Below are 24,472 nucleotides of genomic sequence, written 5' to 3' on the forward strand. Positions count from 1 at the left end.
GATGATGAGTTGACGACAGAGGTGCGGTCGTTCGAGGAGGCCGTTCGGTCGGCCGTCGAGCAGGGACGCGCGGAACTGGTGCACCTGGACGACATCACGGACGGCTTGGTCGCCGCCTTCACCCAAGGGCAGGGCCCGGGCTCGATCGCTCGGCTGGAAGACTTCGTCCAGGGGTTTCCGGCGGAGCTGCGGCGTCACCTCGACCGTGAGCGGGAGTCGCTCGGCACGTTCAACATCGCGTTCTTCGGGCGGACCGGCGCCGGGAAGAGCACCCTGCTGTCGGTGTTCGGCCGGCTCGACGGGGCGTACGTCTCGCCCGGTGACAACGATTTCACCACTGAGGTGCGCCAGGTCGGGTGGCGGGACTGCCGGCTGTTCGACACACCCGGGATCAACGGCTGGGGCGCCTCCGAGAGTCGTGATGTCCTCGAAGCCCGGGCCCGTGCGGCGGTTGAGATCGCCGACATCGTGCTCCTGTGCTTCGACAGCCAGTCCCAGCAGGCGATGGAGTTCAAGAAGATCGCCGCCTGGGTCCTCGACCGGGGAAAGCCGGTGGTGGCCGTCCTCAACTCCCGCAACCGGCGCTGGCATCACCCGGCGGTGGTCCGGGAGTCCGGCCGCCGGCATCTGTCCGAGACGGTTCGCCAGCACGCCGACAACATCCGGACCCAGCTCGCCCAGATCGGGATGTTCGACATCCCGGTCGTCGCGATCCAGGGCCAGCGGGCCCTGTACGCGCGCGCCGCGACCCCGTTCCGCGGTCCGTTCCCCGAGGACTTCCAGAACGAACGGGAAAGTTTCGGTACGGACTACCTCGACCGCTGGTCGAACTTCCCCAAGCTGGAGCGCCTCATCACCGCATCGATTGCGGAGGGCGGCGCCGATCTGCGGCTGACCGCGCTGCGCGAGGACATCCGATCACGGTGCCGCCGCGGGATCGGCGAGCTCGAAAACCTGGCGGCCGAGCTCGAGCGGGAGGCGGAGTCCCTGGAGCGGCGGGTCGAGTCGCTGTTCGCCGTGCTGGGCTATCCGGAGGACGCCGAACGTGCCCAGTGGCTGCACGACGCGGCGCTCAGCGGAGATCTGGTCGATCTGTCCGAGCAGGCGCGGGGCGGCCCGTACACCTCGCCGCCCAAGGGGTCGCTGGACCGTTTCGTCCGGCATCTGGCTGCGTCGCACCTGGCGGGCTGCCACCGGCAGGCGAAGGTCAACGTCGACGACGCGATCCAGCGGGCCTTCGCCGAGCGCAAGGCGTTCGGCGAGCCGGAGTTCCGGGCCGCCACGTACGACGAAGGAGCCATGGCCACCGCGGCGCAGGCCGTGTGGGCGGACCGTCAGGTGTTCCTCCAGCGTGAGCTGGAGATCGCGGTGGACGACGAGTCCGCCGTGAGCGGGCCGGCCGCGGTGCACGCTGCGACGATCGCCGGTGACAAGGGCGGCAGCGTGGCGGGTGACGCCGCCCAGGGCACGAGCATCGCGGTGGGTCTCGGCGCCCTTGCGCTGCCGCTCATCTGGAACCCCGCGGGATGGGTGCTCGCCACCACGCTCGCCGGCATCGGCATCGTCACCCAGGTCGGGAAGTACTTCGGTAAGAAGGCGAGCGAGCAGGGGGCGGAGCAGACCCGGAAGGCGAAGGCCGACGCCATCGCCGAAGGTCATCGGGCGGTGGACCGGACGTTCGTCGCCTACGAGGACGCGCTCGTCCAGGACAGCCGCAGAGCCGCGTGGACGTCGCTGGGGCCCGCGGTCGGCGAGTCGCTGAGCGCCGCGATCGAGCGTCGGATGGCGCGCGCCCGGATCACGCGGCTGCTCGACAGCCTGCGGACCTACGCCGACGCGGTCCGGCCCGCGCCGGCGGTGACCGACGTCCTGCGGCGGGCACAGCGCCGGATCGGGGAGACCCCGGCCGAGGTGACGCGGGTGTTGCTGGGCGAGGACTGGCTGGAGTCCGGCGTCGACTACCAGCCGGTGCGGATCGGCGAGGCGGTGCGCGAGGCGTACGCGAGTCGCCAGGAGGCGGACCGGGCGCGGCTGGCACACGCCGTGACCGCCGCGTGGCGGTCACCGACGCCGGCGCAGATCTACTCCTGGCGTCACGACCTGGAGGACGCGGCCCGGCGTGACCGCGCCCTGGCCGACGTCGTCGGAACCTTCTGGCGCGTCCGCGGGGCGCGGCCGGTCTTCGCCGTGCTGGGGGACTACAACTCGGGTAAGTCGTCGCTGGTCCACCGGATCATGGTGGACGGTGGCCTGCGGCCGGACACCGCGTTCGACATCCGGGCGCTGCCGGCGACCACGGTCGCGAGCCGCTACCGGTTCCCCGGGTTCGATCTCGTGGACACACCCGGCCTGCAAAGCGGACACGACGAGCACGACGCCACCGCGCTCGAGGCGATCACCGAGGCCGCTCTCGTGCTCGTCGTCGTCCACGTCAACCTCCTGGTCGGCAACACCTCGATGCTGGAGGAGCTCCTGCACGGCACGGAGATGACCGCCGCCAAGGGCGGGCGGACGGTGTTCCTCATCAATCGGTGCGACGAGCTGGGCGTCGATCCGCTGACCGCACCCGATGATTTCCTCAATCTGCAGAACCGCAATCGCGAGGAGCTGCGCGCGGCCCTCGCCGCGCGTTGCGCCGACGTGGAGCTCGACCGGATCCACTGCCTGTCCGGGGATCCGTTCGGCCTGGTCGGTGGGGCGGCGACGGCGCAGCCCGTGGACTTCGACGAGCATCGGCTGTGGGACGGCGTGGCCGCACTGACGAGCGCCCTGTCCGGCCTCTCCGACGAGCGGCCGCCCTCGACGCGGCCGTCACCGCCCTCAAGCGTCACCGGCACACGCTGCACCAGGTGCTGGCCGAAGGCGAGAAGGAGCTGAGCCACCTGGAACCGCTGATCGCCAGCCTCCGGGACGCGGTGCGCGACGCCATGATCGTCGAGAGCTCACTGCGCGAGGACGCCCGCCGCATGGTGGACCGCCACGCGGTGCCGGCGAAATCCGCGGTCGCGGACCTCGAGCGCAAGGACGCCCAGAAGCTGACGAGCCTCGTCGAGTCCTGGTGGAAGACACCGCAGTTCGAGGCTGATCTTGAACGCTACCGCGACGACGCGGCACGCCGGTTGGCCGAGTGGCATGGCGATCACCTCCCGACGATCGGACGCGAGATACGCGCTGCCGAACTCCAGGTGGCACCCGAGCTCGCGGCAGAGTTCCAGGCCCAGGGAACCGCCTGGTACGAGGAGGTGGCCGCAGGCGCGGGCAGTGTCGCAGGAGCCGTTGCGCCGCTCGCGAAAGCCCTCGGAAACCGGGACGCATTCTACACGGTCCTGAAGCAATTCAACTACAAGTTCAAACCGTGGGGCGCGGTCAAGGGCGGCGCCAACGTCGCTCGGGCCGGGCTCGTCCTCGGGGCCATCGCCTCCGCCTTGGACATCGCGGAGATGGCCACCGACGCCCAGAAGGCCGGCCAGCACCGGGAGCAGCAGGAATCGGCGTGGCAGAAGATCGACGAGACGGCCGCCCGGATCGTCGATCTGATCATGCGCGATGAGCAGTGGGGAGGTCACGTCGCCTACCTCGAGCAGCAGACCGCGGACCTCGAAGCGCTGCTCGACGAACACCTCGCCCGGGAATCGTCGATCGTCGAGCAGATGGAATCGGCAAAGGTACGTGTCGAGGTGGCCGATGCCCTGATCGTGGCCGCGGAAGAAATGGAAGGAACGGATTACAGTGGTTGACATTGACGCGGTGCGCGACTGGCTGGGGCGGCTTCCCGGTGGATCGCCCGGGCGGCACGCCGACGACTGGGACGCCTTCCAGAAACGGGACCGACCGGTCGTGACCCTCTTCGGGTCCTACGACACCGGCAAGAGTTCCCTGCTCCGCCGCTTGCTCGTCGACTCAGGCCGCGACGTTCCCGACTGGCTGACGATCAGCGCACGCCACGAGACCTTCGAGGTCAACGACGTCGAGTTCGGTACGTGCATCGTCCGCGACACCCCCGGATTCGACGTCGGCGCGTCCGGCGTCCGCGAACAGAACAGCTCCCGCGCGATGGCCGCGGTCGGGCTCACCGACGTCGGCATCGCGGTGCTGACCCCGCAGCTGGTGACCGCCGAACGCGACGTACTCCGGAGGCTGTTCACGCAGGGCTGGCCGGCCGGGACGATGTGGTTCGTCATCTCCCGATTCGACGAGGCCTACGGGAACCCGGAGTCCAACCCCGCGGGGTACCGGGAACTCGGCGACCGCAAGGTCCGCGAGTTGCGGGAACTATTCGGCCTGGACGACCGCGTGCCGGTCTTCGTCGTCTCGCAGGACCCGTTCGAGACTGCCGGGCCGGCCACCGATCTCGGCCGCGACACCTGGGACGAGTTCCGGGACTGGGACGGCATGCAGGACCTCACGAACGCTTTCGGCGCGGTGTCCCCGTCAGCCCTGCCCGGATGGCGGCACGCGGCCGGGCAACGGTACTGGTCAGCGGTGCTGGACGAGACCTTGTCCGTACTGCGCGGGCAACTGGCGGACTACGCCGAACAAGCCAGGGTGGCCGCCCACGGCGTCGATCGCCGCGACCAATGGGAGAGGCAGCTCGGCAACCTCGACCGGGCCGCCCATGCCGGCCTCGAAGGCCTCGTCGACGAGGTGCTGCGGCGGTCGTGGGAGTCCGGCTCCGCCGCCGACGAACTGCAGCGCACGGTCGGCGAGTGGTTCATCAAGCATGAAGGCCACCTCGATCGGCTGCGGCAGTCGATCCGCAAGGGCAAGGAGCGAGACCGCGCCCTCCCCACCTGGGCCGGCTTCGCTTCGCTGGTCGGGACACTCAAGTCCGGGGAGAACGCCGCCACCGCCCCGGACGGGCCCGGCCAGATCTCGGAACACACCAACAACATCGGGAGCATGCTGCTCGGCGTGCTGAAGACCATGACCAAGGACGTCGGACAGACCGCCGGCAAGGAGACCAAGACGTTAAAGATGGCCGAGAAGGTGAAGCCGTACCTAGGCACCATCGAAGCCGCGCTCCCCCTCACCGTCTACCTGACGAAGTTCGTCGACCAACACCTCGCGAATCGCACGCGCCTGAACCAGGACAAGGCCGCGGCCGAGATGCGTCAACAGGTCATCGCCGAATGCACGCGGCTCGCCCGCGACACCTGGCAGCCGTTCGTCGACGACGTACGCGACGAGATCATCGCCCAGACGAAAGACCAGGTCGACCTCGACGCGAGCCTGCGCCAACTCGTCAGGCAACTGCAAGAAGCCATCGTGGAAGGCGAGGGTCTCTCTCGAGCGGCTGCAAGGCCGCTGCACGAGACAGGGGCGTAAGCAAGCGGGTTGCTGATCGTCTGTCTCGTCCCGTCATGGCTATTCTCCTCCCCGGGTCGCCCTTGGTTTTCCTCGGCACCACCCGAGGTACTTCACCAGCGACCAGCGTCGGCTCGCCCAACGGATCATCGTCGCAGGGGCGCCGAGGGAGGGTTTTGTAGTCACACACGAGTCACCGTGCTGCATCAGGCCGCCGAAGGTTCGTTCCAGGACCCACCGGCGGGATGAACGCGGAAGCCCTTCCCGGCGTGGCGGCGTACCCACTCGACGTCGATGCAGAGCCCGGCGCCGTTCGTCCGCACGACGGTGTTGTAGCCGCTTGAGGCGTTCACTGCGACACCCCACAAGGGACGGTAGGTTACGGGTCATGAAGGCAGGCTCAGTTACTGCCGTCGCCACGGCAGCGGTCCTCCTTGCCGGTTGCGGCAACAGCGCCGATACACCAGCACCCCGGGGTCCAGTTTCGCAGGCCAGTTCGGCCGCGCCTGCCACGAGAACCCCGACCGCTGTGGACAGGTCGCCATCCCCGACTGAGGACCAGGGCCCGGCCCGACTCAAGATCGGCCAGACATTCACCGGCGCTGGTTGGAAAGTAACCATTTACTCGGCCAAATTTGACGGACAGGCGGACTCCGAGCCCGACAAGGGCAAAGTGTGGGTGCCGGCCGATGTGAAGATCTGCAACGCCACCACGGGGGAGAGCCTGCCGACCCCGAGTTGGAGCTCCTGGCAGCTCAAGACCACCGACGACTACCAACTACAGCCCGCCGACATCACTCCCGAACCGCGGCAGCCTGCCCTGCCTTACTCCGCCACAGTCCTGCCGAAAGACTGCGTTCGCGGCTGGCTCACCTTCGAGCTGGATAAGGGAAGCAGGATCAAGGAGATCCGTCTCATCGAAGACCAACTGTTCGGTCCAGGCCCGGCCATAGCGATCTGGGGCTAAGAGGCGGATGTCTCTGCAGCGAGTATGGCGCTCAACGACCTTCTGTCCCATAAGGGCAAAAGCGCGGCGCCCATGGTCTCATGCACCTATGGAGCGTTGCGCCCCGATGATCGTGCCCTCTGCCGGAAGATCAGTGATTTGGAGTGCCGGAGGACGAGGCCACAGGCGGCTTGCCGCTTCTGACTGAGATGTCCCCAGGGTGGATACCTCCCGCAGTCCATGGCGCGATGACGAGGGCCGGTGCCGAGGCCACTCGACGAGCGGGCCCCGGGATGTACGGCGTCGGCGGCGGCCAGCCGGAGAGACTGTCTCCAACGTCGTCACCCTGGCTATCACCTCGACGCTCGTCCGTGCTTGCGCCGAGTCGGAGCCGGCGGCAGACTGGCGGCCGTGGTGACTGGTCCTGGGTGGTCGTCTTCAGGATCAAGGACTTACGCGGGCCGGTTTCCGCTGTCGGTGGAGCGGTTCACCATGAACGTTGTAGATCGGCTTGTGCCCGGGGTCACGACGGTTACTCTCAACGCCCGCTACTACGCGCTTCACGGCCTGATCTCCGCGGAGGCGCAGAGGCGGGGCTTGCCCCGCAGCGCGGCACAGAGCCTGTTGCGCCGGGCTGAGGTCGTCGTTGGGGCGGTGTCGGCGCGTCACTACCGCGCCGCCGGCTTCGCCCACGAGGCGCTGTCCCGACCACACGGATACGACGAGATCCTGAGGCGGGGGTCCGACGGCGGCGTGGATGTGGCGGAGTTGGCCGCGCCGGGTGTCTACGCCAAGCCGAATTGGGGTTTCTGGCCGGCGTACCGGGGCTCCGAGGTTCTGCTTCGAATCGTGACCAGAGCCGACGACATCGGTCCCGGTGACCAGATGGATACCGGTGCTGTCGCTCAGGGGCTCGGCGACGTGCTTGACCTGGTCAGCAGGCGGACCCTCGACGACGCGACGCTCGACGCCTACGAGTCGCTGTGCATCTGCCATTCGGCCACCAGCGCGGACGGCGCTTGGCTCGCCCGACTGTTCGCCGCCTCGGACGCCGAGACGCCCGCGACGCGGGCCGGTGTCCGCCGGCAGACGCTGCGCATGATCGCCCGCGTCATTCAGCTGACGGAGGTCCGCCGGGTAACCCGTGACGTGTCGCGATTTCTTGCATACGAGCCGGAGGCGATGAGCGACCCGGTCCTGTCCGCATTGGAGCTGTCCGACGAGTGGCGGGGCCTCATCCTGCGCAACTACTCCGTCACGGCGTGGCGGAGCCTCTGGGCCTGGCTTGTCAACGGCATCCAAGGGCTCACGCCCCGCGCGGAGCTGGCCGCACACCTCGCGGACCTGCTACCCGACAGCACCGTCGGAGCGTTCCGGGATGGGCTGCCACGAACCATGGACAGCACGGGACGGCCGGTGCCCGCCGAGCACGATCCGGGGCTGTTGGGCCTGGAGACTCCCGTGCGCGACCTCAGCGTGCTGGCCCTCGGCGCTCGCCGTGTGCGTGAGCTGGCCGGTCGGGAGCTGCACGGCTTCGAGGGACACGAGGCACAGGACCGCTACGAGCAGCTGGCGCCGCGGTGGTTGGCCGACCAGCTTGACCGATGGCACGACAGGTCACTGCGCGACTTCGCCCGATGGCTCACCGACACGATGGTCGACCGGTCGCAGCGGCTCGCGCTGGCCAAGGCCCGCGTCGATCCCCGAAAGGGCGTTCTCAAGATTCCCACCCGGGTGCATCTGCGCGATGACCTGCTGTTCCGCGACTCCGACGAGACGGCGGGTTCCGCCTCGCTGCGGTGGGACCAACTGGCCGGCATCCTCGCCGGCATGGGCCTGCTCGCCCGCACCGACGCCGTGTGGGGGATCGGTGACCGGGGTGACCTCATTGCCTGACCAGGCCTTCGACGTCGGCGGCGGCGACTACCAGAACGCCGGCGACGTCGTGACAGTGCCGTCGCCTCTGCCGTACATCTTTGCCGAGGAGAAACACGCCGATCGGCAGGCCCGTGAGGCGCTCTTCTGCACCTTCAACGCCGACCTAGGCTTCTTCGAGCGTGCCGTGCTGGGCGTCACCCAGGCGACCGGTGCCCGCGTCACGGTCGTCGGCGATCTGCGCATGTCCAACCCGGACCCGCGCGCCGCCCGAAACGCCGGCACCCGCTACGTGCACGGCCTCGCCGTACCCCCAACCGCGGGGAGGGCCTTCCACCCCAAGCTCACCGTCATCGTGGGGCCCGCGCGAGCGCTGGTGGCCGTCGGCTCGGGCAACCTTTCGGTCGGCGGCTGGCACCTCAACGCCGAGACCTGGACGATCGCCGCCGTGGATCGGGACAGGTGTCCCCGGCTGGTCGTCGACGCGGCGGAATGGCTGCGGAGCGTCGCCCGGCTCTGCGCGATCAGCCCGCCCGCCGCCGACGCGATGGGTCGCACCGCCGCCGCCCTCGAAGCCTTGAGCGGAGGCCAGGTCGTTGACACGGGCCACCGGCTGGTGCACACCTCCGACGCTCCCATCATCGACCAGCTTCCGGTCACGCCCGTGGAGTGCCTGCGGCTCTATGCGCCGTTTCACGACGCGCGCGCCGAGGCAATCCAGGAGCTGACGCTGCGTCTGGCCCCGGCACGTGTCACGCTCGCCGTGCAATCCGGGCACCGGACAGTCGTGCAACCCGAGGCGATAGCCCGTGTGATCGGCGACCTCGGCATCGACCTCGAGGTGGTGGAGGACCGGCACCGCTCCTACCGACACGGCAAGCTCGTCGAAGCCATCGGCTACGACGGCGCATGCTGGACGCTCACCGGCAGCCCCAACCTGTCCTCGGCAGCTTTGCTCAAGCCCGTCGCCGACGGCGGAAACGTCGAGCTCGCCGTTCTTGCCCGGCCTTCCGCACCGCTGTTTCCCGGCGGTGTGCCGATCCGCCTCGACGAGGTGCCCGCCGTCCGGATCAGCACGACCAACCACGTCGACACGGCCACCAGGGCCACGCTCCTCGCGGCGACCCGCGCCGCCGGCGGACTGCACCTCACGTTCGCGCACCCCACACCCCGCCCGGTACGGATCGTGGCCTCCTCCCACACCGATTTCGACACCTGGGCCGACGTCGGTGCCGTCCCCGAAGGCGCCGTCCAACACCTCATCGCCGGCGTCGACCTGCCCGGCGGATCCCGGGTGCGGACGGCATGGACCGAACACGGCGTCACGCGCGACGGAAACCTGGTGTTCGTCACCGATCCCGAACGGACCATGTTCCGGGTGAGCGACGAGCCGCGGGGAGGCTCCCAGGGACCGATCGAGATCCTCGCCGACGCGCGCCTGGCCGAACGGTGGCTCCACGGGGTCCGGCAGCTCGCCGCCTCCCGCGCCAGCATCGCCCTACCCGCCGCAGGCGGCACCAGCGGGCCCACCGGCGAGTCGGAGACAGCCACCGGCACGCCGAGGCTCGACACCGACCCCGAGGACTGGCTGCGCTACAGCGACGACGCCAAAAGCCGGCTCGGCACAGCCATGTTCCACTTCTCACTCGGCGGGTTTGCGGCCCTTTCCGCCACCAGCACGAGCTACGGCAGCGACCTGCTCCAGCCGACCGACCTCCTCAGCGACGAACGCGCCGCCGGACTCGACGGAGACGACGCGAACACCGTCAACGACGACATCGACCCCTCGACCGGGCAGAACGCCGAGCTCGGCGGCTCCCGCAACGCGGACGACGAGAGCGACCCGAACGACGACAACGACGAGCGAGCGCTGCACGAGTTGCGCCGCGTCGGCCGCGCGCTCACCCGTGCCGTTCGCGTCGACCTCGCCCACCTGCCCGCCATCGACCGGTTGGCGGTCGGGACGCTCGTGCTCGTCGGCGTCGAACTGGGCGCCTGGGAGACGCCGCACGGTGAGCAGGGGTGGATCACCGTGCTCGCCCAGGTGGTCGAGACGCTCGACCTGGACGACATGCCAGCGGCCATCGAGGCCAACGTCGCGAGCGTGGCCGCCGTCGCTCTCTACCTCATCCGCGACCACCTACCCACGGCGGGCCGCCCCGCCGAGTACCTGCGCTACGAGGAGGCCGCCGAACGGGCCGCGCACCTCGTGGTCGCCGCCGACGCCACCCTCGTGGCTGACTACGCGGAGGCCATAAGCAACAGCCGCGGCTTCCCCATCGACCCGGACGACGTCATGCGCACCGCGGTGATGATCGTCGACGACGACCCGCTCGCCACCGCCATCGACAAGCTGGAGGACCGCCGGCCGGCCTGGCGGGTGAACCGGCACGCTGACACCGCACTCCACGTCGGCGGCGCCTTCACCAACCCGTTCCACGCGGCCGCCGAGGCTCTCGATGCCATCGACGGCGCCGGCGTCGTCGCCGTGTGGGCCACCGGCGCGAACGGCAGATGGGCGATCGCCGCCCGGGCCGCAGATGACCTGATCCGGGTAGAGCAGCGCGACGGAGCGGTGCGATGGTGGCACTACCGGCTCACGGTGCTCGGCGACGCCACCCGCATCGCCCGGGACAATGAACTTGCTAGCCGCGTCCGCATCAACCACGGCCCGCTCAACCGCGCCTTCCCGGAGGCACTGACCCTACTGGCCAGGGCCGGCATCGACGTCGCTGCGGGACCACCGGAGTAGGCGGTCGCGGCGGCGCCGGTCCGGATTAGCGGCGTATACCGGCCCGCGACGCAGAAGCCCTGCGTCGCTCGGCACTGTCCTGCCCGGCACCGGTCGTCGATCTGGGCGCGGTGCGGGTGCGGACCTGGTAGAGGCGGGGAGGGCGCCGTCAGTACAGGGCTCGCCACGCAGCGTTGGCAACTCCATTCCGTACCCCCGCAACTCGCTCTCGCAGCACCTCCGCGAACGCCGGGCTGTCTCCAGCTCGCCGCAACGGCCCGGTTAACTGGGAGGATGTCGCCGAGGACGGCCGGGGGCATCTCGACGGCCAGGTGAACCAGGGGCGGCAGCGCGGTAGCTGCTGGGCTGGAGGCCGAGGCGTTGGAGCCGGTGGGTGATGGTGGCGGGCAGGACCGGCCGGTCGGGATGCTAACCGGGAACCAGGCATGGGCCGGAGTCGGTGATGCGTTTGGCGACCGGGTACGCCTCTCCTCGAGGTCGCGCTCCCGCCGTTCGCGTGCCACGCTCAACTGCCCCACCAGCACCAGCACCAGCACCAGTAGCCCCAGCGCCCGGCAGCAGCGCCGGCGGCGTGCTGGTGACTCCCGCGCCTACCAGGGGGTATCCTGCGGGCATGGCCGACAGGAGCCCCAACACCGGCGCCCGCAGCGAGGAGATCCTCGCCGCCGCCGGCCTCGTCGTCTCCGACGAGGGGAAGGCTCGCGCGCGCCGCCGCCTGGACGAGGCCCGGGAGCGGTGGACGGCGGAGCTCGACGCCCAGGCTCGCGAGCAGCTTGGCCTGCCGGCCCGCGCCGCGTGACCGAACCGGCCGTCCGGGTCGTCCTCGACGCCTCTGCGATCATCGCCTTCACTCGAGGGTCGATTGACGTCGGTGAGGTGATCGCCGAGGTCGCCGACGAAGAGAACTGCGTGTTCGGGCTGCCGGTACTGTGCGTGGCCGAAGCCGCCCGGATGGTCGTCGACACGGACCGCCTGCAGCTGCTCGTCAACCACCCGATCGCCGAGATCCTCTCGCCACCGCCGGACAGCTGGGAGGCCCTCGCAGTCACCCTCGACACGGTCGGCAGGGTCGACGCCGCCACCGCGGTGCTCGCCGCGATCGACCTCGGTTGCAGCGTGCTGACCGGCCAGCCCGGCCTGTACGGCGGCATCGCCGGCGGCGGCCCGGTCATCCCAATCTGACCCAGGTACTACACGGCGTGGACCGCCACCGCGACGGCGAGCAAGACCCGATGTGCACCGGTCAACGCGGCCGGCTCACCATCTCCGGCATCACGCAAGTTCCCCCGATCCGCATCTGGCGTCTATCGTCGCGCCTTGACCTTCCCCTGACCGAAAGGTTCAGTCAGGTACGGGTAGAGCCGTGCCGGCCAGTCGGCGACGCGTGATGCCACCCGGGCCGTTTGTTAGGAGGGCTGTGATGACCGCGGCAGCAGATCGCACCGCAGAGGGCCGGGTGGCTGTTGAGCTTCGTTCGGTGCCGGACTGTCCGAACCTCGCGCCGGCTCGGCATGAGCTGCGCGCGGCCCTGGCCGACGTCGGTCTGCCCATCACGGGGGTCACCGAGGTCGTGGGCGACTATCCGTCTCCGTCGATCCTGGTCAACGGCGTGGACGTGATGGGCGCCACCGGCGACGGTTCAGCGGCCTGTCGCTTAGATATCCCCACTGGCGAGCGCATCCGCGCTGCCCTGCGCCAGGCGATAGGCGCCGGACCCGCTACCACCGCAAGGGAGCAGAGCCGGGTCGATTGCTGCCAGCAGCCGGGCAATGCGATCCGGACAGATCGGCCCCGCCGCGCCGAGCAGCTCCCCGACAGCCTCCAGCAGGTGCATCGAGCGATCCTGCATCACTTCGCCGCCACCGGAGCTGCCCCCACTGATGCCGACATCCGCGCTGCCGCCAGCGAGGCGGACCTGGACACCGCGAAGGCGCTGCGGGAACTTGCCCGGGAAGACCTTGTCGCCCTCGACAGCGGCGGGCGTCTGGTCGCGGCCTACCCGTTCTCCCCAACGCCGACGCCGCACCGGGTTTCATTCGGCGATGTCGAGGTGTACGCGATGTGCGCCATCGACGCGTTGGGCATGCCGTTCATGCTCGGCACCGACGCGACCATCACCTCCGCCGATCCGCACACCGGCCAACCGGTCCGCGTGACCATCACCAACGGTGCCGCCACCTTCCAGCCGGCCGAAGCGGTGATCGTGTACGCGGCCACCGGAGACGCCGGTCGCTCCGTGGACACCTGCTGCTCCACCATCAACTTCTTCACGAGCGCATCCGGCGCTCAGGCGTGGATCGACGCCCACCCCAGCCTGGCCGCCACGGTTCTCGACCAGGACCAGGCCGTCACCCTCGGCCGCGACATCTTCGAACCGCTGCTCGCCCCCCACACCGCCCTCGACCACCGCTTGGTCTGACGCCCGGTCGGCTATCGCCACCGTTAAAGCGGCTCACGGCCAGCGGCGCCGGCTGGCCGACCACGGGCAAAAACTGGTGTCCCTACTCCTAACCACGGTGTCGCCACCGATCCGACCAGCCCGGCACCGTGGATGAGGCAAGACCTTGCCGGCGTGGCCGACGCACCCGCGACCAGAGCGGACGCCCGTGCCGGCACCCGCAGGATTGGGCGCCGGCCTTCGCGGGTGCCGCTCAGCGGGCCTTCTTCGTCGCTCGCTTGCGGGGTGGCGTCAGCAGGTCGGCGATCGCCGCGATCGCGGGCGGCACGAGCCGGTAGTACGCCCAGACGCCGCGCTTTTCGCGTTCGAGCAGGCCGGCCTCGGTGAGGATCCGAAGGTGATGACTCACGGTCGGCTGGGAGAGACCGAGCGGCGCGGTGAGGTCACTCACGGACGCCTCGCCCTCCGGGGCGGACTGGATCAGACTGAGCAGTCGCAGCCGGGCCGGGTCGGCGAATGCCTTCAGCACTCCCGCGAGCCGCTCGGCATCGGCACGCTTGATCGGCTCGCCGGCCAGCGGCGAGACGGCAGGTGTAGCAGTTTTCGCAGTTGGCACGCCGTACATCGTTGCACCGACACCATCGATGCGCCGGTTGAACCAGTACCGGGTCACCGTCAGTTTGCGGGCAGGGAGCCGTGTTGACCTGTCCCGGCCGTGTCAGCGGCCGGATGAGCGAGTTGTCGGCCCCGCCCGAGGGGTGACTAGCGACGGGCAGCGCCGGCGGGTTGGTCAGGCGGTGGGGCCCAGTCCGGTGAGGAGCTTCTCCACCCGGGTGCGGATCTCGTCGCCGATCGGGCGGACCGCTTCGACGCCCTTGCCGGCGGGGTCTTCGAGATTCCAGTCCTCGTAGCGCTTGCCGGGAAAGACGGGCCGCCGCATGCCAGGGCACCCAGCCCCGTGGCGCGACCGGACCACACCCTGCGACGCATTGCGGCGCGTGCCGTGATGCGCGACCCCCGGTTCTGGATCCTCGTTGCCGCCCTGATCGCCCACGGTGCCGCCACCAGCGCCATCGGCGTCCCCGTGGTCGGTTACCTCATCAGCCGCGGCCACCCGGCCACCTTCGCCGCCACCCGGCCACCTTCGCCGCCACCGCCGCCGGCCTGCTCGGCGTTCTGTCTGTCACCGGACGACTCGTCCTCACCGGCGCCCGACGCCGCCTACCGGTCACCACGATCGTCGTCGCGGTGTTCGCGATCCATGCCGCCGCAGCCCTCGCCATGCCCCTCGCTGCCAGCACACGGATGGGGGCCGCAGTCGAAGAAGGAGGAGCGACGGTCGGGCCAGGAACCCTATCCTCCTAGGACGTCTTAGAAGGCGTGTTCCTGCCGCGGGCACGGAAATCCTCGCCCGCTCGCTGCCAAGTCCGGGCCAGTCACACCTCATCAGTGCATGACGTCACCTAGGCCAGCAATGCCGGGCGACCAGAGAAGCAGCGCCTGAACAGCGCACGTGAGCGCAGCGTGGATCGGAGCGTCGAGCCGGGGTCCAGCGTGCCTCCTATGGAGCGTGGCGGAGTGCTGATCGGCTGAGTCGCCTTCGTTGCAAGCTCTGCTGGTCCAGTCGATGTTCCGTCCACGGCGGACTCTTGGAGAAAACTGGAACTTGCTGGAACGCGTGGAAGCGGCTACGGTGTGTCCGTGGCTGAATCTCTCGACGATCTCGAGGCGCGCATCGACGAGCTGCGCACAGCCGTGCGTCGTGCCCTGATGGCCGGTGATCGGGCCGAGGCGCGGCGTCTGCGATCCGACCTTCGTCAGGCGGAGGTGCAGTGGGATGACGCGCTTCTGGCGATCGAACCGGAAAAGCTGGCTTCGCAACCGCGGACCGAGCCGCAGGACGCCGGGAACCTGCTGTCGATTCGTGACCAGGTCCACCAGGCCTTGACGTTCCTGGGCGTCCCGGCGGCGCCGAAGCTCATCGTCGCCCTGCACCAGGCGGTCTTCGCTGGAGCCTTGAACGGGCAGCAGCTGACGAGCCTTCGCCGAGACGAGGAAAGATCCTTCAAGACGGCGCCGTGGGCTCGGCCGTACTACTTGTGTGCGGCCCTGACCGCTGACCGGCTCTCGCCTGCCCGCGGTCTCCTGGCTGTCTCCACCTGGCCGCTTTCCACCCGTATCGTCGGGCCGCTGAGTCCCAGGGTTCACTTTCTGACCTCGGCGATCCGTATCGCCGAGCACCTGAGCCACCCGGACTGGGTGACTCTGCCCGCCCGGCGTCTGTTGTGGCAGTTCGCCGCCAACATCCCCGGCGGTGCCACCTCATTCGACACGACGAGGCCGGACGCCGTGCGGCGTGCGGCGCAGGCCGAGCTGGAAGTTCATCGTGACGCAGACCTGTCGCAGCGCGAAGCGGCAGCCCGGCGCGCCGTCGACCAGCTCGACGATCTTCACCAGCTGTTCGGCGCCGCTCTCAAGGTGGCGTCGCATGCTGCGAGCGACACCTGATCTTGAATCCGCACTTCCCACGCGAAGGAAGAGCACGTGAAAGAACTGACGGCGCGTCTTGACGCGCTGCGGGGGGACACTGAACCACAGAGCCTCGACGCCAGGGCTATCTCGTCGATTGTCGGCAACCCGGGCTGCGGCCGCCGGAATCTGCTGGATGCAGCCGGTATCGACAAGGACGAGCTGGCCCGAGCCATCCGGCACCCGATGTACGCCAAGCCGTCGCGGATGGTACTTGCCCGAGGCGCCCAGTTCGAAGCCCAGGTCAAGGCGAGTGGCGGTGCGCAGCTGCTGACGTTGCTGCGGGAGGACATCGGGCTATCCATTCCGGAAGCCGAACACGAGGACTTGAAGACCATCGGCGGCAACGAGGGCAAGCTAGCCCGGTACCGCAACACGGTTCAGCGGCTGACCGCTGTGGCCCGCTCGGCGCAGGATGGCGGGACGCTGTTCGACCACCCGTACTTGAAGATCACGGTCGCGGGTTACGACGTCTTCCTCGAGCCCGATCTGGTGGCTGTGAAGTCGGGCGGGAAGTTCTACATCGTCGAGGTCAAGTCGTTCTCGGTGATCGACGGCCAGGCGCCTGCGGCCGCGGTGGAAGGCGCAGAGTTGCAGGCTGCGGTCTACGTCTACGCCCTTCGGGAACTGCTTCGTTCCCACGGGTTCGACGAGGACCTGGTGGCGGACGAGGCGATCTTCGTGTGCCCGCAGAACTTTATCAACAAGCCGTTCGCGGCCCGGGTCAACGTCCGGAACCAGGTCGCGGCGGTCCGGCGGATGCTGATGCGGATGCATGACCTCGACACGATTCTGTCGAACCTGCCGGCAGGGTTGACGTTCGCTCTGCGTGGCCCGGCCGGTTCCCGCTCCGCCGAGGAGCTGAAGGCGGGCCTGCGTCTGGTGCCGGCACGCTACGCACCGTCGTGCCTGGACACCTGTGAGATGGCGCGGTTCTGCCGCTCCGAGGAACAAGGTTCCACGGCGGTGCTCGGCCGGCAGGTCCGTGAGGAGCTGGCGCTGGACACGATCGGTGAGGTCGTCGGTCTGGCTCGCGGTACGCGCCTTCCTGGCCTGGACCAGGTCGAACAAGCTGAGTTGCTGCGGCGGGCCCAACAGTATCGGGACGAGTTGCTCGGGAGCTTGATGTGAGCCTGCTGACGTCCCTGGCCCGCGCCCATGCCAGCGACCAGGCGGTGGCGCAGCGCCTGACGACTGTCCGGCATCTGCATGTGAGCAGTGAGCCGCTGGTGTTCGTGCCGTTGGCGATGGCGGGCGAGGCCCACGCCCCGCTCGCCGTCATGATTGGCACCAGCCCTGATACACCGGAGCTGTTGACGGTTGCGCAGCCCCGGAACCGTGACCAGCAGGTTGCCTTCGCCTATGAGCTGGCCAAGATCTTCGCCGCCTACATCACGCCGCGCACGAACCGGCGTCTTCCGGTGCGTGCCGGCGCGTCCGGCGTGCAGTACCGGTGCGCGGACGCACCGCAGGTCTGGGTGCCGAACCGTGCCGGCGTCGAGTTCATCCGGATCCTCGGGCGCTCCACCCGCTTGCGAAGGAGTACAGGCGAGTGGGCCGTGCCACGCAACATCCCGGTCATGGGTAAATGGCTGACGTTCCTCGCCGACCGTGCTGAATACGCCGGCTCCGCCATGCTGGTCGCGGCGACCGACGCGCTGACCCTGCATTGGGCAACCGGGCAGAGCACCGAGGAGGACCAGCATCTTCCCGCTGTACTCGGCTGGATCGCGCCGCCACCCGGGATGACCGGGCGGGATGCCGCGCGTGCCTGCGAAAATCCGTTGAAGGTACCGCCTGCCGGACCTGCCACGGATCCGTCGTTCGACAACGGCATCCTCGAGCCGCTGCTCGCCGCCTACCACCAGGCGGCGAGCCCGGCGGCGTCGCGCATCGCCGAGGACAAGATCCGCAAGGAGTTGCGAAAGCAGCTCGACGGCACCTGGCATCGGATGTGGCAGGCGATCACCCTGTTGCGTGACCCTAGTCTTCCGGCCGGTGCTCATGTCGGTGTTCGCTGGGAACGGGACCTTGACGCTTTCACGCAGGCCGCCGACTGGATCGCGACCAGCCCTGGGGCGCAGCCCAAACGTGACTCAGCGGTGTACGCCGCCCGGCGCCTGTACTGGTTGGAACGGGCCCAGCAGCAGTATGACGCGGAGCGCGCCTTCGACGACCCGATGGTGATGGCCGAGGCTCGGATGATCGGTGAGGCGTTCGTCGGTACCGTCATCGCCGCCGTCCCGAACCGGCGGGTCGGCAGGAGCCTGCGGCCGCTGATCACCGTATCGACCACCGACGCGATCAGCCTCGCCGCCGGCGAGAGCGGTCTGCGCCGGCCTGAGTTGCTGGACCAGAAGACCACGGTCGTCTCGGTGACTCGTGACGGCGACACGGTGATGGTCGAGCTGGAACTTCGCGAGGGCATGGGCAGCGGGCGTGAACCACGGCCCGGCACCGTCCCCGCCGTAGGGGACTCCGTGTGCTACAGCCTCTTCAAGGACGACTACCGCCGGGCGCCGACGCTGCCGCGCAAGGAGGACACCCCGTGGACTCATGGCGGCCCGCCCAAGCCTTACCTGCCGACGGAGCAGGATGCCCAGGAGCCGTGGTCATGACCGTCACCTATGTCCCGCCCACCGCGGTCCTCGACGTACTTCGGTTATTGACCGAGGGTCCGCAACCTGGCGTGGTGCTCAACTCACCCCCCGGAGCTGGCAAGAGCACCGCCGTCACCTACATGGCTCACCACCTGGCCCGGCACGGCGACCAGGTGCGCGTCGTCGCACAAACCAACTCCCAAGTCGACGATCTCGTCGCCAAGATCGCCGCCGTGGATCCGGGGATCACCGTCGGCCGATACACCGCCTACGGCTACCCGGTGCCGGCCACCCTCGCAGCCTCCAACATCCTGATTGCGAACCGGTTCCCCGATCTGCGTCAGGCAGCCATCGTGGTTGCCACCGCAGCGAAGTGGCTCGACCCCGTCATCACCGAGCGCGGGCCGTGGGCGATCATCGACGAGGCGTACCAGATGCGTTCGGACACCCTGTTGCGACTCGCTTCGACGTTCGAACGGGCTGCGTTCGTCGGCGACCCTGGGCAACTCGACCCGTTCTCCGTCGTCAACGTCGACCGATGGACCGGCCTGGCCTGGAGCCCGCTGCAGAGCGCGGTGGCCGCCATGCTCGCTAACAATCCGGACATCCCGGAACGGCAGCTGCCGCGCTCGTGGCGGCTTGCCCCTCACACCGCGATCCCGGTGTCGGACGCCTTCTATCCGTTCGCACCCTTCGAATCCGCGCCCGAACAGGGCGCGCGGGAGATGTGGCTGCCGACCCGCAGCCTCGGCAATAGCCCCGCTGACCGGGCGATCGAACATGCCGCAGCCAACGGCTGGGCCTTCTACCAACTGCCGCGCCGGCACACGGTGCGCACCGACGCTGAAGCGGTCGCCGCGGTCGTTGCGCTCGCTGTGCGTGTTCTCGAGCGCGGCACGATGCTCCGCGATGAACGCCACCCCGATGGTGCCAGGGTGACGGCAGACCGAGTGGCGATCGGTGTGGCACACCGCGACCAGATGGCTGCCATCAAAAGCGGGCTGGCCGAGACCGCTTATCCGAACATCCGCGTCGACACCGCGAACCGGCTGCAGGGCAGCGAGTACGACATCGTCATCGTGCTACATCCGCTGTCCGGCCGCCGCGACGCCACGGCGTTCCACCTCGAATCCGGGCGGCTGTGCGTCCTGACCTCACGGCACCGGCATGCCTGCATCGTGGTCGCCCGCGACGGCATCTCCGACCTGCTGGACGCCCACCCGTCCGCCGACCCCGTGCCCTTTAACACGCAACCGCGCTTTCCCAACGGCTGGGAAGCCAACCAGGCCCTGCTTGAGCATCTCATTGCCCACCGCATCCGGGCCCTCTGAGCTCACCCCTGGCACCGTTCTGGCCGGCCCTTGTCGGGTTCACAATGCCGGTCCTCCCACCGATCGCAGCCACTGACGACGAAGAGGTCGCACGTGAAAGTACTGCACACCTCCGACTGGCACCTCGGACGTACCACCTATGGCCACTCCCGGGCGAGCGACCACGAAGCGGTGCTCGCCGAGATCACCGAAATCGCTGCCGCCACCCGCCCCGACCTGATTCTCAACACGGGTGACTTGTTCGACATGCAGCGGCCACCGCTGCACTCGCTCAAACTGGCCACCAGCACGCTGCACAACCTCGCCGAGATCGCTCCAGTCGTGGTCGTCTGCGGCAACCACGACTCGGCTGCATACCTGCACTGGCTGCACGACCTGCTCAGCCGGTCCGCGCCGATCCACTTCGTCACCAGCCACGACAACGCCGTCGGTGAAGTCCTGCGGTTACCAGCCGGCGAGCAGGCGATTCACGTCGCCGCACTGCCGTTCATCAGCGCCAACCGCATCGTCAACGTCTTCGACGAACCCGGCCAGCGGCGCATCACCTACGCCGGACACATCGCCGGCTTGCAGCAGCGCCTCATGCGCGAGCTCAGAGACGGGTTCGACGCGTCCCGCGACGTGAGCGTGTTTGCCGCACATCAGTACATCGCCGGCGCCATCCCGTCGCGGACCGAGAACCCCAGCCACACCTGCGACTTCTACGCCACCGATCCACAGCACCTGCCGGTGGTCACCTACGCGGCGTTCGGTCACATCCACAAACCGCAGCCACTGCCGACCACCAGCGTAACGGGCTGCTACGCAGGCTCACCCCTGCAGCTTGACTTCGGTGAGGTCGGCGAGGACAAGAGCGTCGTCGTCGCGACGCTGCAGCCCGGCCAAGGCGCCGTCCTTGAACGAATTCCGCTAAAGCGCGGCCGCCGGCTGCACTACATCACCGGAACGCTCGACGAGATCCGCACCACGGCGGCCTCCGTGACCACGGACATCTGCCTGGTTACGGTCAACACCGAAAACCACATCGACAACCTGGCCGGCCAGATCCGCGGCCTGCTGCCTGAGGCCACCATCGCCGATCTACGGGAGAACGCCGCCGACCGCAGGCTCGAACTGCTCGCCCCTGTCGACGACGCCACCGACGTCGACACCACGACGTTGTTCAGCGAATACCTCGCCACCCGCGGTGTCCAAGGCGTCTCGGCGCAACAGGTTCTTCAGCTTTTCAGCACCCTGCTGCCGCACGCCAGCGAACACGAACCACCCGAGCTGCCGGAAGAGCAGCTACTGGCGGCCGACCCCGAGATCGCCTTCCCGCTGCCGGCAACCAGCACGGCCACCATCGGAGGGGCGGCATGAGACCACAGACATTGACCTTCTGCGGCCTGGGCACGTACACCGCGAAGCAGACCATTGACTTCACCGATAAGCGCTTCATCGCGATAGTCGGCGACACCGGCGCCGGGAAATCGACGATTCTGGAAGCGATCTGCTACGCCCTCTACAACCGATGCACCTACGCTGCCACCGCATCCCCGTTGATCGCCGACGGCGGTGACGGCACCCTCGCCGTCGAACTCACGTTCACCGTCGGCAGCCGCCGATGGCAGGTATCACGGTCCGTCAGCCGGCACACCGCCACGTCAGTGCACCGGCTGACCTGCCTCGACACCGGCGCCCTAACCACCGGGGCCAGGCAGGTCACCGCAGAGATCCGGCGGATTGTCGGGCTCGACTGCGACACCTTTCTACGTGCCGTGGTCCTGCCCCAAGGCCGCTTCCAGGAACTGCTGCGCATGAGCGACCGTGACCGAGGCAAAGTCCTCGACTCCGTCCTCGGTCTCGAGCAACTGGGCCAGGTCCGCGAGCACGCCCGAACCCTTCAGGCGCGGCTCAAGGACCGGCTCAACGAGTACCAGCTGCACCGCAGGAGGTTCCTCGACGACCCGGCCGCGGCGCTGGCCGCCGCGGCCGAACAGCACAGCGTGCAGCAGCAGGGCCTGGAACATCTCCAGAATGCTCGGGCCGCCATCGCTGATGCGCGTGCCGAACAGCGACGAGCCGCCGGGGCGGCCAGCACGCTGACCCAGCTGAAGGAATCCCTGGCGGCCGCAGTTCCTGCCGGCGCCGCCGACCAGCTACACGCCTTGGCGTTGCAGGCTCAAACGCTCAACGGCCAGCGCGCCGACATCAACCAACTGACCCACCAACTGCAGATCGAGCAAGACCTCCTGCAAGGTCAGCTCACACAGGCCGAGCAGTACGGCGGGAATGTGGCCGGCACCGCCACGACGATCAACACTCTGAAATACCTCGCCGAACAGCTACCCCAGCAGCGGAAACGCCACCGGCAGTTTACGGAGAACGCCGCAGCCCTTGCCGTCGAGCAGCTCCGGCTACAAGGCGTGCAACAGAGCCTGGCCGATCTTGAGCCAGCCGTCGCGGCGGCCAACAAGACGCATGCAGACGCGGAAACGGCGTTCAAACGAGCCCAGGATCGGCAGCACAAGGCCGTCGAACGACTGAGGATCTGGCGCGGAGCCGCCGCAGACCTAGAGAAGGCACGCGCAGAACTCGCCACGACGGAAGAGGCTCTCGGCACCGCCATAGCCAAGGCAAGAGAAGCGGCGGGTATCGCAGAAGAGGCCGAGCACAACCGGAGCGAGAGCGAACAAACGCACCGCGCGCTGCTGAAGGCGAACGCCGCAGCGCACGCCGCCGCGGACCTCGAACCCGGCGCGGCATGCCTCATCTGTACTCGTCCCCTGCCTGCCGACTTCACGGCACCGATCGCACCCGACCTCACCGCCGCCGACGACGCCCACAAGAAAGCCCGAGTCCGGGCGGAGAAGACGGGTCGGGCGGCCGCCGTAGCGGCCGCCCGGGTGGAAACCCTGGAACGAGACAACCTGCCTGCCGCGCAGCAGAGCGTGACCACAGCCGAGAGCCTGCTCAGTGAAGCGCTGATCAGCCTCCAGGAAGTCGTTGGAGACGCCGACCTGTCGGGAACCGACGAGCAGATCCTCAAACTGGTCACCGATGACGCTGCCAAAGCGCAGCAAGACGTCGAGCGCGCCGGAAAGATTCGCGACGACACCCGCGATACCGCGACCGCCGCCAGAACCGAATTCGTCACCCTCTCAGAGGCCCACGCCAAGCGCATGTCTGCCCATCAGGAGCAGGAACGCGACAACGTCGCCTTGCGCCAATCGATCGACGAGGCGGCCAGCCGCCTACCCGCCCGCTTCACTCTCGCCACACCCCTGGACGTCGCGGAAGTCCAGCAACAGAAGGCAGCAGCCGAAGCCCATCAGCGACTCCTTCAGGAGCTGGCCGGCCGACGGACCGGCGCCGAACAAGCGCTCGCCGGCCTGCGCTCGCGGAGCGCGGCGCTGGAGACGACCTACGCCAAGAAAATCACCAAGCCGGCGGCGACGCTGCGAGACAAGCTCTTGACCCTGGCGCAGCGGGTTAACGACGCCGCAGGGGCATTCGGACTCGAAGAACCGGCGGCCGCGCCCGCCGCGCACGTAGACCTGGACACGCAGGCGCACTGGGCTGCTGATCTTCTCGCTCAGGCAAAGGAACTCCTCGGCATCTGCGCCGCAAAAATCGACGAACAGCAGCGTGCCGAGAAGGCTGCCGGAGAGGCCATCGGCCTTGCCTGCCATACGGCTGGTGCCGCCGGCGAAGAAGACCTCGAGCAGCAATACCTTGCCGCCCACGGTACGGTCCAGAACCTGAAAAGACAGATCGAGCGCGCCCGGGAGGAACTCCCCGTGGTGAACGCGTTGCAGGAGCGGATTGATGCTGCGGCTGGCACAGTCGATGTTCTTGCGCAACTGTCGGTAGTGCTGGCCGAGGGCAAGTTCATCGCTGACGCTGTCAGCCGGCGCCTCCAAGCGCTGCTTCGCCAGGCAAGCGAGATCCTGCTCTCGATCTCCGGTGGCCGCTACAGGTTCGCGGCCGACTTCCGGATCATCGATATGGACACCATGGCTGCCCGAGATGTTAAGACGCTCTCCGGCGGCGAAACCTTCCTCGCCAGCCTCGCCCTGGCGCTCGCCGTAGTCGAACTCGCCAGCCGTGCGACCGGCCACGTCGAAGCGCTCTTCCTCGACGAGGGCTTCGGCACCCTTGACACCACCTTCCTGCGCGATGCCCTCAATACGCTGACCGACCACAGCACAACCGGCCGGCTGGTCACGGTGATCAGCCACATGCGTTCCATCACCGAGAACGCTGAACATGTACTAGTCGTGGAGAAGTCCCTGACAACTAGTCACGCCCACTGGGCCGACGCCTCGGAACGAGAGAGGATCATCAACGATGACCTTGGTCGTGGCCTGCTTGAATAGGCTGACAGGGCGCCAAGCTGGCCACGCAAAGGCTCCAGACCGAGATGATGCGCGAGTACCACGGTTGCGGGCGTGGCCTCTCGTGGCGACGCGGCAGTGTGATCTGGCTGAGCGGGGGAGGACTGTGTTGTCGATGGCAATGCACAATCCTCCGTTGACCCGGAGCGTACTGGTAGTAACCCCCGCGTGCGGTCAGCTACGCCGGCCACGGCGGTCCCGGGCACATGCCGTCGATCAGCCGAGGCCTGAGGACGCAGCTCCAAGCGGCTCGCGGCCGGCGAGAACCTTAACCGCCGAGGCCACCGGCATCCCGGAGGCGCCGACGATCACTTCAGCCCGCCCCGGCACCCGATCCAAGGGGGGCAACGGAGGCACCAAC

18 protein-coding genes are annotated in these 24,472 nt (G+C 68.6%); 15 read left to right on the forward strand and 3 right to left on the reverse strand.

The genetic code is table 11. From position 1 onward, the window contains the following. Positions 1-9 precede the first annotated feature (9 nt). The 3 genes from BFV98_RS29955 to BFV98_RS29965 are packed head-to-tail and all read left to right on the forward strand — an operon-like array spanning position 10 to position 5,325. Positions 10-2,877: a GTPase gene (locus BFV98_RS29955; protein WP_083395340.1), complete on the forward strand. Its 2,868-nt coding sequence runs from the start codon at positions 10-12 to the stop codon at positions 2,875-2,877. Beyond that, entirely contained in the window at positions 2,850-3,737 is an 888-nt protein-coding gene (locus BFV98_RS29960; protein WP_071098601.1) for a LeoA/HP0731 family dynamin-like GTPase, read from the forward strand. Before BFV98_RS29955 ends, BFV98_RS29960 begins: the two co-directional genes overlap by 28 nt. After that, positions 3,730-5,325, forward strand: coding sequence for a GTPase domain-containing protein (locus BFV98_RS29965; RefSeq protein ID WP_071098603.1), 1,596 nt, complete (start codon positions 3,730-3,732; stop codon positions 5,323-5,325). Before BFV98_RS29960 ends, BFV98_RS29965 begins: the two co-directional genes overlap by 8 nt. A gap of 185 nt (positions 5,326-5,510) precedes the next feature. On the opposite strand, the gene BFV98_RS32400 is transcribed toward BFV98_RS29965, so the two are convergent. Then, positions 5,511-5,657, reverse strand: coding sequence for a hypothetical protein (locus BFV98_RS32400; RefSeq protein ID WP_161801610.1), 147 nt, complete (start codon positions 5,655-5,657; stop codon positions 5,511-5,513). Positions 5,658-5,833: 176 nt separating this feature from the next. Between BFV98_RS32400 and BFV98_RS29970 the strand changes: the two genes are divergently transcribed. From BFV98_RS29970 to BFV98_RS29995, 6 genes are all read left to right on the forward strand, one after another. Next, positions 5,834-6,271: a DUF4352 domain-containing protein gene (locus BFV98_RS29970; protein WP_047891307.1), complete on the forward strand. Its 438-nt coding sequence runs from the start codon at positions 5,834-5,836 to the stop codon at positions 6,269-6,271. A gap of 456 nt (positions 6,272-6,727) precedes the next feature. Continuing rightward, positions 6,728-8,146 (forward strand): hypothetical protein, encoded by a 1,419-nt coding sequence (locus BFV98_RS29975; protein ID WP_047891306.1) that lies wholly within the window; start codon positions 6,728-6,730, stop codon positions 8,144-8,146. Beyond that, positions 8,121-10,877 carry a hypothetical protein gene (locus tag BFV98_RS29980; RefSeq protein ID WP_071098605.1) on the forward strand — a complete coding sequence of 919 codons (2,757 nt, stop codon included), beginning with the start codon at positions 8,121-8,123 and terminating at the stop codon, positions 10,875-10,877. Before BFV98_RS29975 ends, BFV98_RS29980 begins: the two co-directional genes overlap by 26 nt. Before the next feature lie 613 nt (positions 10,878-11,490). Then, positions 11,491-11,676 carry a hypothetical protein gene (locus BFV98_RS29985; RefSeq protein WP_071098607.1) on the forward strand — a complete coding sequence of 62 codons (186 nt, stop codon included), beginning with the start codon at positions 11,491-11,493 and terminating at the stop codon, positions 11,674-11,676. Beyond that, complete coding sequence (locus BFV98_RS29990; RefSeq protein ID WP_071098609.1) at positions 11,673-12,059, forward strand: hypothetical protein; 387 nt, start codon at positions 11,673-11,675, stop codon at positions 12,057-12,059. Before BFV98_RS29985 ends, BFV98_RS29990 begins: the two co-directional genes overlap by 4 nt. A 238-nt stretch (positions 12,060-12,297) precedes the next feature. Continuing rightward, positions 12,298-13,296, forward strand: a complete 999-nt coding sequence (locus BFV98_RS29995; protein ID WP_176921740.1) for an alkylmercury lyase family protein — start codon at positions 12,298-12,300, stop codon at positions 13,294-13,296. 232 nt (positions 13,297-13,528) lie between these two features. Here BFV98_RS29995 and BFV98_RS30000 read toward each other — a convergent pair whose 3' ends face one another. Together BFV98_RS30000 and BFV98_RS32840 are read right to left on the reverse strand one after the other, a co-directional pair. Next, entirely contained in the window at positions 13,529-13,900 is a 372-nt protein-coding gene (locus tag BFV98_RS30000) for a helix-turn-helix transcriptional regulator (RefSeq protein WP_046566796.1), read from the reverse strand. Positions 13,901-14,065: 165 nt separating this feature from the next. Beyond that, the gene (locus BFV98_RS32840; RefSeq protein WP_225319483.1) at positions 14,066-14,389 is read right to left on the reverse strand and encodes a hypothetical protein; all 324 of its coding nucleotides are present in this window, start codon (positions 14,387-14,389) and stop codon (positions 14,066-14,068) included. A 587-nt stretch (positions 14,390-14,976) separates the two neighbouring features. On the opposite strand from BFV98_RS32840, the gene BFV98_RS30010 reads away from it, so the two are divergent. From BFV98_RS30010 to BFV98_RS30035, 6 genes are all read left to right on the forward strand, one after another. Further along, a complete protein-coding gene (locus BFV98_RS30010; protein WP_071099062.1) occupies positions 14,977-15,783 on the forward strand; it encodes a hypothetical protein in 807 nt (268 codons plus the stop codon). 36 nt (positions 15,784-15,819) lie between these two features. Further along, positions 15,820-16,935 carry a hypothetical protein gene (locus tag BFV98_RS30015; protein WP_225319484.1) on the forward strand — a complete coding sequence of 372 codons (1,116 nt, stop codon included), beginning with the start codon at positions 15,820-15,822 and terminating at the stop codon, positions 16,933-16,935. Next, the gene (locus BFV98_RS30020) at positions 16,932-18,422 is read left to right on the forward strand and encodes a hypothetical protein (protein ID WP_046566794.1); all 1,491 of its coding nucleotides are present in this window, start codon (positions 16,932-16,934) and stop codon (positions 18,420-18,422) included. The genes BFV98_RS30015 and BFV98_RS30020 overlap by 4 nt, the downstream gene beginning before the upstream one ends. After that, entirely contained in the window at positions 18,419-19,735 is a 1,317-nt protein-coding gene (locus BFV98_RS30025; protein ID WP_071099063.1) for an AAA family ATPase, read from the forward strand. Before BFV98_RS30020 ends, BFV98_RS30025 begins: the two co-directional genes overlap by 4 nt. Before the next feature lie 93 nt (positions 19,736-19,828). Next, the gene (locus BFV98_RS30030) at positions 19,829-21,094 is read left to right on the forward strand and encodes an exonuclease subunit SbcD (RefSeq protein WP_071098612.1); all 1,266 of its coding nucleotides are present in this window, start codon (positions 19,829-19,831) and stop codon (positions 21,092-21,094) included. Beyond that, positions 21,091-24,093 carry an AAA family ATPase gene (locus BFV98_RS30035; RefSeq protein ID WP_083395344.1) on the forward strand — a complete coding sequence of 1,001 codons (3,003 nt, stop codon included), beginning with the start codon at positions 21,091-21,093 and terminating at the stop codon, positions 24,091-24,093. The genes BFV98_RS30030 and BFV98_RS30035 overlap by 4 nt, the downstream gene beginning before the upstream one ends. Positions 24,094-24,472: the final 379 nt, after the last annotated feature.

Source organism: Micromonospora sp. WMMB235 (assembly GCF_001855515.1).
Classification (GTDB): domain Bacteria; phylum Actinomycetota; class Actinomycetes; order Mycobacteriales; family Micromonosporaceae; genus Micromonospora; species Micromonospora aurantiaca.